10 protein-coding genes and 2 pseudogenes are annotated in these 12682 nt (G+C 72.7%); 3 read left to right on the top strand and 9 right to left on the bottom strand.

From position 1 onward, the window contains the following. Window positions 1–14 precede the first annotated feature (14 nt). Both KPF47_RS36950 and KPF47_RS36945 read right to left on the bottom strand, forming a co-directional pair. Window positions 15–551, bottom strand: a complete 537-nt coding sequence (locus tag KPF47_RS36950) for an MFS transporter (RefSeq protein WP_308015606.1) — start codon at window positions 549–551, stop codon at window positions 15–17. A 136-nt stretch (window positions 552–687) separates the two neighbouring features. Next, window positions 688–1326 (bottom strand): annotated as a pseudogene (locus tag KPF47_RS36945) (MFS transporter); the annotation flags it as partial. A 219-nt stretch (window positions 1327–1545) separates the two neighbouring features. Here KPF47_RS36945 and KPF47_RS36940 point away from each other — a divergent pair. Further along, complete coding sequence (locus tag KPF47_RS36940; RefSeq protein ID WP_255661677.1) at window positions 1546–2610, top strand: IS630 family transposase; 1065 nt, start codon at window positions 1546–1548, stop codon at window positions 2608–2610. A 60-nt stretch (window positions 2611–2670) separates the two neighbouring features. Continuing rightward, the gene (locus tag KPF47_RS36935) at window positions 2671–3735 is read left to right on the top strand and encodes an IS630 family transposase (protein WP_255658826.1); all 1065 of its coding nucleotides are present in this window, start codon (window positions 2671–2673) and stop codon (window positions 3733–3735) included. 200 nt (window positions 3736–3935) lie between these two features. On the opposite strand, the gene KPF47_RS39620 is transcribed toward KPF47_RS36935, so the two are convergent. From KPF47_RS39620 to KPF47_RS36920, 3 genes are read right to left on the bottom strand one after another with little or no spacing between them, the layout of a single operon-like run. Beyond that, a complete protein-coding gene (locus KPF47_RS39620; protein WP_374108957.1) occupies window positions 3936–4364 on the bottom strand; it encodes a transposase in 429 nt (142 codons plus the stop codon). A 31-nt stretch (window positions 4365–4395) separates the two neighbouring features. Further along, window positions 4396–4629, bottom strand: a complete 234-nt coding sequence (locus tag KPF47_RS36925) for a hypothetical protein (RefSeq protein WP_224393002.1) — start codon at window positions 4627–4629, stop codon at window positions 4396–4398. Next, window positions 4580–5032, bottom strand: coding sequence for an IS5 family transposase (locus KPF47_RS36920; protein ID WP_224390964.1), 453 nt, complete (start codon window positions 5030–5032; stop codon window positions 4580–4582). Before KPF47_RS36920 ends, KPF47_RS36925 begins: the two co-directional genes overlap by 50 nt. Window positions 5033–5112: 80 nt before the next feature. On the opposite strand from KPF47_RS36920, the gene KPF47_RS36915 reads away from it, so the two are divergent. After that, window positions 5113–7680, top strand: a complete 2568-nt coding sequence (locus tag KPF47_RS36915; RefSeq protein WP_308015593.1) for a carboxylate--amine ligase/circularly permuted type 2 ATP-grasp protein — start codon at window positions 5113–5115, stop codon at window positions 7678–7680. A 7-nt stretch (window positions 7681–7687) separates the two neighbouring features. Here KPF47_RS36915 and KPF47_RS36910 read toward each other — a convergent pair whose 3' ends face one another. The 4 genes and pseudogenes from KPF47_RS36910 to KPF47_RS36895 all read right to left on the bottom strand — a co-directional run bounded on the left by KPF47_RS36910 (window position 7688) and on the right by KPF47_RS36895 (window position 12571). Beyond that, window positions 7688–8860, bottom strand: a complete 1173-nt coding sequence (locus tag KPF47_RS36910) for an ROK family protein (protein ID WP_224393000.1) — start codon at window positions 8858–8860, stop codon at window positions 7688–7690. 4 nt (window positions 8861–8864) lie between these two features. After that, a complete protein-coding gene (xylA, locus tag KPF47_RS36905) occupies window positions 8865–10034 on the bottom strand; it encodes a xylose isomerase (protein WP_224393186.1) in 1170 nt (389 codons plus the stop codon). Window positions 10035–10103: 69 nt separating this feature from the next. Further along, window positions 10104–11480: pseudogene (locus KPF47_RS36900) on the bottom strand (GH1 family beta-glucosidase); the annotation flags it as partial. Then, on the bottom strand, window positions 11477–12571 hold the full coding sequence (locus KPF47_RS36895; protein ID WP_224392999.1) for an ABC transporter ATP-binding protein: 1095 nt from the start codon (window positions 12569–12571) through the stop codon (window positions 11477–11479). The pseudogene KPF47_RS36900 and the gene KPF47_RS36895, both read right to left, overlap by 4 nt. Window positions 12572–12682 lie beyond the last annotated feature (111 nt).

The raw sequence follows: 12682 nt of genomic DNA, 5'->3' as shown, positions 1-12682 counted from the left end.
GGGTCAGGTCTCTATCAGCGGTCGTTGGCGCCCTCCGGCCACGGCGACAACACCCCCCAGATCATCGGGCGACAGGGGCAGTCAGTCATACCGCGGCCGGCGGCCTGCAAGCCCTCAGCGGGCTTGATCAAGAAGGTAACGGGGGACGGGGCCGGCGCCGCGGTGGGCAGGTACCGGCGCAGCGCGAGCACCGCGGGCAGCCCCAGCGCCGGTCCGACGGCGAGCACGACGAGCGCGGTCTGCCATCCGACGGCGGCCGCGACCACCGGGACCGTCGCGATCCCGGCGACGGTGAGCAGGAACCCCAGCGCGGTCTGCACGGTCAGCGCGGTGCCCGTGTACCGGGGATCGGCGACCTCGATCGTCGCCGTCGTCAGGACCGCGGAGTCGGCGACGGCGGCCGCACCCCACAGCACGCAGAACGCGGTCAGCCACAGCGGTTCGGCACCCAGCACGACCGGGGACACCATGCAGCAGACGCCGCTGACCAGCAACGACGTCGCGATCACCGGGACCCGGCCGTGACGGTCGGCGGCGCGGCCGCCCAACACGCAGCCGACGGCTCCCCCCCAGCCCGGCCGCGACGAACACCAGCAGGTGCTCCGCCGGTCCGGGGTCGCCACCGGCGACCGCCGCACCCAGCCAGGTCCACAGGGCGTACAGCTCCCACATGTGCCCGAGGTAGCCGAGCACCACCAGGCGCGGGCCGGGCTCGCGGAGCAGCCGGAGCGCGTAGCCGGTGTCCGGGGGCGGGGCGGGGGCGAGCGCCGGGCCGGGCCGCAGACACCAGCGGGCCAGCGCGGCCGCCGCGAACCCGCACAGCGCGGCGCCGGCGAGCACACCGCGCCACGGCAGCCCGGGCAGCCCACCGATCAGGTGCGGCAGCGCCGACCCGAGGGTCAGCGCCCCGACCAGCACCCCGAGGTCGCGGGCCCGGCGCGACCGGCCCGACCAGGAGGTCATGATCTTCATGCCGACCGGGTAGACGAGCGCCAGGCACATCCCGGTCAGCGTCCGCAGCACCAGCGCGGCCACCGGGCCGTCGACGACGGCGGCGAGCAGCAGCGTGCACGACGCCGCCGCGGCGGCCCCGCCCGCGAGCAGCCGCTGCGGCGGGACCCGGTCGGCCAGCGTCAGCACCGCCGAGACGACCGCGCCCACCGCGAAGCCGAGCTGCACCGACGTGGTCAGCCACACCCCGGCCGTCGCGGACAGGTCCCATTCGGCGCGCAGCTCGGGCAGCACCGCGGACGCGGAGAACCACACGGCGAGCCCGAGCACCTGGACGAGTGCGACCAGTGCCCGCGCGCGGCGGCCGGCGGTCATGGGCGGCTCCGAGGGTCGGCGGATCCGGACACGCTAGCGAGAACACCAGGTGGAAACTGGTCCGGACAGACGTATGGCTACCGCCGTTCGGCCTAGTACTCGCCCGTCGCGTGGGGCGCGATCGGCGCGGGACACACGGGCGTAACAGCGGACACCTAGCGTTGCGGTAACTAGGTTACTTTACTCACGGGCTGGTTTACGGGATCATGAGCTGTGCCGTTGACTGTGACCGTGGACGTTCCGGCCGCCGACCGCGAGGTGCTGGAGCCCTGGCTGCGTTCCTCGTCGGTTTCGGCGGGACTGGCCCGACGGGGCAGGATCGTGTTGCTGGCCGCGGACGGGGTGGCGGTCAAGGACATCGTCACACTGGTCGGGGCGTCGAAGGCGACGGTGATCGGGTGGAAGAAGCGTTACGCCGCTGAGGGGATCGCCGGGCTGGCCGACCGGCCCAAGGCGGGCCGGCCGCCGGTGATCGACGAGGTCGCGGTCGTGCTCGCCACGCTGGAACCGCCGCCTGAGCGGCTCGGAGTCACGCACTGGTCGTCACGGCTGCTCGGTGCCGAGCTCGGGATCTCCCACGTGTGGATCGGCAAGATTTGGCGGCGGTGGGGGCTGCAGCCGTGGAAGTCCGAGACGTTCAAGTTCTCCACCGATCCCGAGCTCGAAGCCAAGGTCCGCGACATCGTCGGGTTGTATCTGAACCCGCCGGACAAGGCCGTCGTGCTCTGCGTCGACGAGAAATCCCAGGTCCAGGCCCTGGACCGGACAGCGCCGATCCTGCCGATCATGCCCGGTATCCCGGAGAAACGGACGCATGACTACGTCCGTCACGGCACCACCACGCTGTTCGCGGCGTTAGAGGTCGCGACCGGGCGGGTCGAGCAGGCGGGCCTGCCGCGGCATCGCCATCAGGAGTTCCTGCGGTTCCTCAAGCAGGTCGCGAAGGCCTACCCGCGGCGCAAGCTGCACCTGGTGGTGGACAACTACGCGACCCACAAGCACCCCGCAGTGAAGGCCTGGCTGGCCCGCAACCCGCGGATCACCCTGCACTTCACCCCGACCTCGGGATCGTGGCTGAACATGGTCGAGGTCTTTTTCGGGGTCATCACCCGCCAGGCCATTCGCCACGGCAGCTTCGGCAGCGTCAGAGAACTGATCGGCGCGATCGGCCGGTTCATCGACGGCTGGAACGAACGCTGCCACCCGTTCATCTGGACCAAACCCGCAGACCACCTACTCAACCACTGCCGACCCGGTCAAAGAACATCGTTTACGCGACACTAGTGTTGCGGTAACTAGGTTACTTTACTCACGGGCTGGTTTACGGGATCATGAGCTGTGCCGTTGACTGTGACCGTGGACGTTCCGGCCGCCGACCGCGAGGTGTTGGAGTCCTGGCTGCGTTCCTCGTCGGTTTCGGCGGGACTGGCCCGACGGGGCAGGATCGTGTTGCTGGCCGCGGACGGGGTGGCGGTCAAGGACATCGTCACACTGGTCGGGGCGTCGAAGGCGACGGTGATCGGGTGGAAGAAGCGTTACGCCGCTGAGGGGATCGCCGGGCTGGCCGACCGGCCCAAGGCGGGCCGGCCGCCGGTGATCGACGAGGTCGCGGTCGTGCTCGCCACGCTGGAACCGCCGCCTGAGCGGCTCGGAGTCACGCACTGGTCGTCACGGCTGCTCGGTGCCGAGCTCGGGATCTCCCACGTGTGGATCGGCAAGATTTGGCGGCGGTGGGGGCTGCAGCCGTGGAAGTCCGAGACGTTCAAGTTCTCCACCGATCCCGAGCTCGAAGCCAAGGTCCGCGACATCGTCGGGTTGTATCTGAACCCGCCGGACAAGGCCGTCGTGCTCTGCGTCGACGAGAAATCCCAGGTCCAGGCCCTGGACCGGACAGCGCCGATCCTGCCGATCATGCCCGGTATCCCGGAGAAACGGACGCATGACTACGTCCGTCACGGCACCACCACGCTGTTCGCGGCGTTAGAGGTCGCGACCGGGCGGGTCGAGCAGGCGTGCCTGCCGCGGCATCGCCATCAGGAGTTCCTGCGGTTCCTCAAGCAGGTCGCGAAGGCCTACCCGCGGCGCAAGCTGCACCTGGTGGTGGACAACTACGCGACCCACAAGCACCCCGCAGTGAAGGCCTGGCTGGCCCGCAACCCGCGGATCACCCTGCACTTCACCCCGACCTCGGGATCGTGGCTGAACATGGTCGAGGTCTTTTTCGGGGTCATCACCCGCCAGGCCATTCGCCGTGGCAGCTTCGGCAGCGTCAGAGAACTGATCGGCGCGATCGGCCGGTTCATCGACGGCTGGAACGAACGCTGCCACCCGTTCATCTGGACCAAACCCGCAGACCACCTACTCAACCACTGCCGACCCGGTCAAAGAACATCGTTTACGCGACACTAGGGCGTGTCTCCTAAGAGGTCGTTTCAGAACGACTTGTCGAGTTTCCATTGACCCCTCGACGACAGATCAAACGGCAGGTCAGATAGCCGCTTGTCGTCTACAACAGACACGTCGACCTCGTTCTGAAATGACCTCTAAGAGCGTCCGGCAGTAGAGGTGGCCGTGTGTCGGTGTTGGTAGAGACACGGACCTGCAAGTGATCATGGGATTGCTGATGTCCTGATGGTCGCCTGGAGAGTCCGTGCCTCTACCTGCAACGACACCCCCACGACCTCATTTGCCGGGCGCTCTAAAGTGCGCAACCAGGTGACGATGGCCTTCAGTGCAACTCCGCCGCGGAAGGTCAGCGCGAGTTTGTCGTAGCGGGTCGCGAGGCCGCGCCACTGCTTGACCTCGCAGAACCCGCGTTCGACGACGTTGCGGCCGCGGTAGTCGACCCGGTCGAACGCCGGTGGTCGGCCGCCGCGTGTGCCGCGTCGTTTCCGGTGTCCCTGCTGGTCAGCCGGCTCCGGGATGACCGCGACGATCCGTCGTCCGCGCAGGTGGGCGCGGATGGCGCGTGAGAAGTAGGCCTTAGAGGTCATTTCAGAACGAGGTCGACGTGTCTGTTGTAGACGACAAGCGGCTATCTGACCTGCCGTTTGATCTGTCGTCGAGGGGTCAATGGAAACTCGACAAGTCGTTCTGAAACGACCTCTTATCTGCGCGGACCCGCTCGGGCCGGGTCCGCGGTCGGCCCGGACCGACCCGTCCGACGCGCAGATGTGACATCAGGTGCGCGAACATCGGGGCGTCACCGGCCTGTCCAGGGCCGACCAGTACGACCAGCGGGCGGCCGTGTCCGTCAACGAGCTGGTGGATCTCCGTGCCGAGCCCTCCGCGGGAGCGGCCCAACGCGTGATCGGGCGGCTCGATCAGCAGATTCTTGTAGTTCGATCCGGCCCCCTGTGTCCCGCTGCAGGGTCGCGGCGTGTTGGTGAGCGCGGATGATCGTCGAGTCGACCGACACGGCCCAGTCCACGAGACCGGCGGAGTCGGCATCGGCGAGCAGAGCTGCGAGAACCTGGTCCCAGGTGCCGTCACCGCAGTAGCGGCGGTGGCGTTTCCATAGGGTCTGCCACAGCCCGAACTCGACCGGGACATCACGCCAGGCCCGCCCGCAGCGGAACCGGTAGATGATCCCCTCGATCACTCTGCGGTGATCGGCGAACGGGCGCCCTGGCATCCCGTCCGACGAGGGCAGTAACGGCTCGAGTCGGTCCCACTGGGCATCGGTCAGGACGGCACGGCGCGACACCTACTGATCATCGCGCAGGCCCGACCAGCCGGGTTAGGAGACGCGCCCTAGCGTCACCGGCCGTGGGGAACGTGCCGTTGGTGGGGGTCGAGGAGGAGTTCCACGTGGTCGGTCTGGCCGACCGCCGGGCCGCGCCGGACGCGGAACGGTTACTGGAGCACCTGGACGGGGCGGAGTTCTTCCCCGAGCTGCAACGGTCACTGGTCGAGACCAACTCGCCGGCGACGCCGTCGCTGGACGAGCTGCGCACCCACGTGCGCCGGCTGCGTACCCGGCTGCGCGAGGCGGCCGAGCCCCTGGGGCTGGGCGTCGTCGCGGCCGGGACGGTGCCGCTGGTCGACCTGTCCGGCGACGACATCTCCGCCGGTGCCCGCTACGAGCGGATGCAGCACGAGTACCAGATGCTGGTGCGCGAGCAGCACATCTGCGGGGTGCAGGTGCACGTCGACGTACCCGACCGCGACACCGCGGTGCAGGTCTCGCGCCGGGTCGCACCCGCCCTGCCGACCCTGCTCGCGATCACCGCCAGCTCGCCGTACTGGCGCGGCCACGACACCGGCTACGCCAGCTACCGCAGCATGATCTGGCAGCGCTGGCCCACCGCGGGCCCGCCCGGTGACGTCACCACCGCCGCCGAGTACGACACCATGATCGACGAGCTCATCGCCTCCGGGACGATCAGCGACGCCGGGATGCTGTACTTCGACGTCCGCCCCAGCGCGCACCTGCCGACCGTCGAGCTGCGGCTGTGCGACGCCTGCCCCGACGTCGACGACGTCGTGCTGGTCGCGGGCCTGTTCCGCGCACTGGTCGGGCGGGCACGCGCCGACACCGAGGCCGGCAGGCCGCTCCCCCGCGCCCGGCACGAGCTGCTGCGCGCGGCCGGCTGGCGGGCCGCGCGGTCCGGGCTGGAGGGCGACCTCGTCGAGATCGGCCGGGCCCCCACCGGGCCCCCGACACTGAGCTCCCCGTCGGTGCAGCTGCGCGCGCTGGTGGAGGAGCTGCGGCCGTGGCTGGAGGAGGTCGGCGACCACGAGCAGGTCACCGAGCTGGCCGAGGGCGTCCTGGCCCGCGGGTCGGGCGCGGCGGCGCAGCGGCGGGCGTTCGGGCGCCGCGGGTCGCTGACCGACGTCGTCGACGACCTGCTCGCCCGGACCCACGGCGACCAACCGCCGTCCGCGCCCGCGGAGACCGTGCCCTCGGCGCCGGAGCTGCTGCACGGCTACGTCCCGCCCCGCTACGACGAGGCCGTCGACCCGGCCGGCGCCGTCCGTCCCGGCTACGGCTGGCTGTTCCGCTCGCTGGAGCGGCTCGGCACGCGCGGGCTGGCCGCGGCGGAGAACGCGCTGCGCACCGAGCAGCGGGCCCGCGGGGTCACCCTCCCGGTACCCGGTGTCGAGCCCGGCGAGGACGGCGAGCGGCTGTTCCCGCTGGACCTGGTGCCGCGGATCATCGAGCGGCACGACTGGACCCACCTCGCCTCCGGGCTGGAGCAGCGGATCCGGGCGCTGGAGTGCTTCGTGCGCGACGTCTACGGCCGCCGCGAGATCGTCCGCGACCGGGTCGTCCCGGCGTCGGTGGTCGAGCAGGCTCCGGGTCGGACCCGCTCGGGCGCCCTGGTGCCACCGGACGCGGTGCGGATCGCCGTCGGCGGCATCGACCTGGTCCGCGACGACGCCGACGGCTGGGTCGTGCTGGAGGACAACCTGCGCGTCCCGTCGGGCATCGGGTTCTCGATGATGAGCCGGCGGCTGATCCGCAGCGTGCTGCCGGACCTGGAGTCGCCCTCGGAGGTACGCCATCTCGACGACGTGCCGGACCGGCTGCGGGCCGCACTCGCGGCGGGCGACCCCGACGGTCCCGACGGGGAGGCGGCGCTGCTGACCGCGGGCGAGGTGGACCCGGCGTTCTTCGAGCACCGCCTGCTCGCCGAGGCGATGGACGTACCGCTGGTGACCCCGGCCCGGCTGCAGGTCACCGACGGAGCGCTGTTCCTCGTCGGCGGCGGGCGACGGCGCCGGATCACGACCCTCTACCGGCGGATGGACGAGAACGAGCTCGCCACCGCCCGCGGCGCCGACCACCGGCCGCTCGGCCGCGCGCTGTGGGCGGCGATGGCCCGCGGGCGGGTCGCGCTGCGCAACGCGCCCGGCAACGGCGTCGCCGACGACAAGCTGGTCTACGCCTACGGGCCGGAGATGATCCGCTACTACCTCGGGGAGAAGCCCGTGCTGGCCTCGGTGCCGACGCTGCCCTGCGTCGACCCGGTCGCCAGGGAGCAGGTCCTGGACCGGCTCGACCAGCTGGTGCTCAAACCCGTCGACGGGTACGGCGGCGCCGGGATCGTGATCGGCCCGCACGCCGGGCGCGCCGAGCTCGAGCGGGTGGCCGCGGCGATCCGGGAGACCCCCGCCGGCTGGGTCGCCCAGGACCTCGTGGGGATCTCCACCCACCCCACCTTCACCGACGGCGCGCTGCGGCCCCAGGCCGTCGACCTGCGGGTGTTCGCGGTGCAGTCCTCCCGCCCCGCCGGGGTGCCCGAGGTCGACGTGCTGCCCGCCGCGCTGTCCCGGGTCGCGCCGCCCGGCGGGATGATCGTGAACTCCTCGCGCGGCGGCGGCGCCAAGGACACCTGGGTGCTCGCCTGAGGCGCGCTCAGCCGGCGATCAGCAGGTCCGGCTCGCCCAGCACCCGGTCGGCGACGGCGCGCGCGGTCCCGGTGACGGTGGCCGCACGGCCGTGCGGGGACACGACCACCGCGACGTCCGGCCCGGCCGCGACACCGCGCCGCACCAGCTCCGCGTGCACCGCGGGAGCCAGCCAGGTGCCCAGCTCCGCGTAGCTGCCGCCGAGCACGACCGTGCCCACGTCGACGACGTGCAGCACCGAGGTCAGCGCCGTCCCCAGCGCGGCGCCGGCCCTGGCCAGCGCCTCCGTCGCCGCCGGCTCCCCCGCGCGGGCGGCGGACCGCAGGGCTGCGACGTCGGCGGCACCGGCGTCGACGAGCAGGGCGGACAGCCCCGCGTAGACCTCGACGCAGCCGGCGCCGCCGCAGCCACAACGCCGCCCGTCACGCTCGATCACCACGTGCCCGATCTCCCCGGCGAGGCCGCGCGCCCCGGGGAGCACCCGGCCGTCGACGACGATCCCGCCGCCGATCCCGACGTCGGCCGAGACGTAGACGAAGTCGTCGGCCTGGCCCAGGTGTGCGAGCGCCCCGAGCGAGGCCTCGTTGCCGACGAGCAGCGGCGCCCCGCCGAGCGCGGCGACGTGCTCGGCGGGGCGGCAGCCGTCGAGGCGGGGCAGGTTCGGCGCCCGCAGCAGCACTGCAGCGCCGTCGGAGCCGTGCACCGTCGCGGGGACGGCGATCCCGGCGCCGGCGACCGGCCGGCCGGCGCGCGCGGCCAGGTTCGCCACCGTCCGCGCGGCCCGCCCGAACACCGCGTCCGGGTCGAGCCCGCGGTGGTCGCGGCGCCGGCGCGACCGGTGCACCACCTGCCCGTCCAGACCGGTGACCAGCGCGTCGACGCCGTCGACCTCGACCGACACGGCCAGCACGACCGGCCCGGTCCCGGCGAACACCAGGGGGGTGCCCGGCCGGCCGACCCGGCTGCGGTCGGGCTCCCCCTCCGCGAGCACCCCCGCGGCGACCAGCGGATCCAGCAGACCCGCGACGGTGCCGCGGGTCAGCCCGGTGGCCGCGGCCAGCGACGCCCGCGACGACGGCGCCGACCGCAGCGCCCCCAGCAGCAGGCCGAGGTTGTGCCGGCGCACCGCGGGGGGACGTGCGGGCGGGGCCTGCGGGCGGGGAGCCGGTCGGTCGTGCACGAGGTCATCGTGCTCCGGCGAGGTGTTCCAGTGCCAGCTGGTGGAGCCGGACGAACCCGTACCCGCGGCGGCCCAGCGCGTCCGGGTCCACGGTGTCCAGCGCCGGGTCGGCGAGCAGGTCCGCCGCGGTCTCCCCGGCCCCCAGCGTCGGCTCGGACAACGCCGGCACCCCGGCCTCGGCGAGCGCGGCGACGACCTCGGGGTCGGCCCGGAACGCGGCCGCCCGCTCGCGCAGCAGCAGGTAGGTGCGCATGTTCGCGGCGGCGCTGTCCCACACCCCGCGGCGGTCCTCGGTGCGCGCGGGCTTGTAGTCGAAGTGGCGCGGCCCGTCGTAGCCCGCGGTCTCGAGCAGGTCGACCAGCGAGAACGCGTTCAGCAGGTCACCGTGGCCGAACACCAGGTCCTGGTCGTACTTGATGCCGCGCTGACCGTTCAGGTCGATGTGGAACAGCTTCCCGGCCCACAGCGCCTGGGCGACGCCGTGGGTCATGTTGAGCCCGGCCATCTGCTCGTGCCCGACCTCGGGGTTGACGCCGACGAGCTCGGGGTGGGCGAGGCGCTCGACGAAGGCCAGCGCGTGCCCGACGGTGGGCAGCAGGATGTCCCCGCGGGGCTCGTTCGGCTTCGGCTCGATCGCGAACCGGATGTCGTACCCCTGCTCCAGGACGTGCCCGCAGAGCAGGTCCATGGCCTCGCGGTAGCGGTCCAGGGCGGCGCGGACGTCCTTGGCGGAGTCGTACTCCGAGCCCTCCCGTCCACCCCACAGGACGAACGTGCGGGCCCCGAGCTCCGCGGCCAGCTCGACGTTGTGCAGCACCTTGCGCAGCGCGAGGCGCCGCACGGTCCGGTCGTTGGAGGTGAACCCGCCGTCCTTGAACACCGGGTGCGAGAACAGGTTCGTCGTGATCATCGGGACGGTCATGCCGGTCGCCTCGCACGCCTTGCGCAGCCGTGCGATCTGCCGGTCCCGGTGGGCCGGGTCCGGCGCGAAGCCGAACAGGTCGTCGTCGTGGAAGGTCAGACCCCACGCGCCGCGCTCGGCGAGCTCCTCGACGGCCTCGACGACGTCGAGCTCCGGGCGGGTGGGCGAGCCGAACGGGTCGGCCGCGGTCCAGCCGACGGTCCACAGCCCGAAGGAGAACCGGTCGGCGGGGGTGGGGGCGGGAACGGACATGGGGCGGGACTCCTGGGACGAGGTCGGGGGTGCGGGACGGTCCGGCAGCGAGCCGGTGGACAGGACGCCGGCGTAGAACCGGGCGCTGAGCTTGGGGGTGCGGGTCCGGGTCACCGGGTCCACGGCGACGATGCCGAAGCGCATCGCGTAGCCGCGGGCCCACTCGAAGTTGTCGAGCAGCGACCAGACGTAGTAGCCGCGGACCGGCAGGCCGTCGGCCGCGGCCCTGGCGGTCTCGGCGAGGTGGTCGTGCAGGTAGGCGACGCGGTCGTGGTCGTGCACCGCACCGTCGGCGGCGGGGACGTCGGGGTAGGCGGCGCCGTTCTCGGTGACCACCAGCTCCAGGCCGGGATGTTCGGCGGCCAGCCGGCGCAGCAGTGCGCCCAGGCCCCGGGCGTCGACCCCCCAGCCCATGTCGGTGAGCGGACCGGTGGGCCGCGGGAACTCGACGTCGTCGCAGGCGACCCACGGGGTGGCGGCACCGTCGCCGTGCCCGTCGGCGGTCTCCTTCGGCCGCTCGCGCGTCCAGTGCCGCACGACGGTCGGCGTGTAGTAGTTGACCCCCAGCACGTCCGGCGGGGCGTGCACCAGCCGCTCGTCGCCGGGCAGGACGAACGACCAGTCGGTGACCCCGGCGGTGTCGGCGAGGACGTCGGCCGGGTAGCCGCCGTCGAGCATCGGCCCGGTGAACAGGCGGTTCTGCAGACCGTCGACCCGGCGGGCGGCGTCGCGGTCGGCGTCGGACCCGGTCTGCGGCAGCACCCAGGCCAGGTTGAGGCTGACGGCGATCCGGGCGCCGGGGAGCAGCTCCCGGATCGCCGTGGCGGCGAGCCCGTGGGCGAGGTTGAGGTGGTGCACCGCGGCCAGCGCCGCGGCGGGCTCGGTACGACCGGGTGCGTGCACCCCGGCCGCGTAGCCGAGGAAGGCGCTGCACCACGGCTCGTTGAGCGTCGTGAACAGCTCCACCCGGTCACCCAGCGCGGCGGCGACGACGGCCGCGTACTCGGCGAACCGGTACGCCGTCGCCCGTGCCGCCCAGCCACCGGCGTCCTCCAGGGCCTGGGGCAGGTCCCAGTGGTAGAGCGTGAGCACCGGGGCGATCCCCGCGGCCCGCAGCGCGTCGACCAGCTCCGAGTAGAAGGCGAGCCCCTGGGCCGACACGGGTCCGAGGCCGTCCGGTCCGACCTGCGGGGTCACCCGGTTCCAGCTGACGGAGAAGCGGTAGGACTGCAGGCCCAGCTCACGCATGAGCGCCACGTCCTCGTGGACCCGGTGGTAGTGGTCGGCCGCGACGTCGCCGGTCTCGCCGCCCGCGGTCCGACCGGGGGTGTGGGAGAAGGTGTCCCAGATGCTGCGGGTGCGGCCGCCCTCGGCGACCGCCCCCTCGATCTGGTAGGCGGCGGTGGCGGCGCCGAGCACGATCCCGTCGGGCAGGTGCGTGGTCATCCGCCGAGCCGCCGGCCGCTCGCCGGGTCGAACGCGTGCACCGTGCGGCCCTCGCGGGCCGCGACCCGGAGCCGGGAGCCGACGGCCGGTCCCGCACCGCCGTCGAGCCGCACGACGAACCGCTGCGCGTCGGCACCGACCCGGCCGTGCACGAAGGTGTCCGACCCCAGCTCCTCGGCGAGCTCGACGGTGAGCTCCAGGGCGGGCTCGGCGTCGTCGGCCGGGCGCAGGCCCTCCGGGCGGACCCCGAGCAGGACCTCGGACAGCCCGGCCCCCGCCGCGTCGGCCAGCACGTCCCGTGGCAGCGCGACGGCGGCACCGGCCAGGTCGGCGCCGTCGGGGGTGAGCACAGCGGTGCGCAGGTTCATCGCGGGCGAGCCGATGAACCCGGCGACGAAGGCGGTGGCGGGGCGCTCGTAGAGCTCGCGAGGCGCGGCACACTGTTCCAGCAGGCCGTCGCGCAGCACCGCGACGCGGTGGCCCATCGTCATCGCCTCGACCTGGTCGTGGGTGACGTAGACGGTCGTGGTGCCGAGCCGCTGCTGCAGGGCGGCGATGTGCGCACGGGTCTCCACCCGCAGCTTGGCGTCCAGGTTGGACAGCGGCTCGTCCATGAGGAACACCGCGGGCTCACGGACGATGGCGCGGCCCATCGCGACGCGCTGGCGCTGACCGCCGGAGAGCGCCTTCGGCCTGCGGTCCAGGTAGGGCGTGAGGTCGAGCAGCTCGGCGGCCGCACGGACCCGCCGGGTGAGCTCGTCCTTCCCGACCTTCTGCAGCCGCAGGGCGAAGCCCATGTTCTCCGCGACGGTCATGTGCGGGTAGAGCGCGTAGTTCTGGAACACCATCGCGATGTCGCGTTCCTTGGGCGCGACGCCGGACACCTCGCGGCCCCCGATCTCGATGCCGCCCTCGTCGACGTCCTCGAGCCCGGCGAGCATCCGCAGCGCCGTCGACTTGCCGGACCCGGACGGCCCGACGAGCACCAGGAACTCCCCGTCGGCGATGTCCAGGTCGAGCCGGTCGACCGCGCGCACCGGGGGCGGCCCCGGATAGACACGGGACGCGGCCCGGTAGGCGACCTCGGCCATGATCGTCGTCCTCTCGCTGGGGACCGGCTCCGCTGCCGGCCCGTCCGACCCTGGCCCACGAACGGTCACACGCCTAGAGTTTGTTCGTCTTCCGTACGAACTAAGACCGGA

The sequence above is a fragment of the Pseudonocardia sp. ICBG1293 genome (assembly GCF_020131355.1).
In the GTDB taxonomy this organism is placed as follows: Bacteria; Actinomycetota; Actinomycetes; order Mycobacteriales; family Pseudonocardiaceae; genus Pseudonocardia.
The sequence above is the reverse complement of the archived record's forward strand: the minus strand, read 5'-3'. Positions and strand labels throughout refer to the sequence as shown.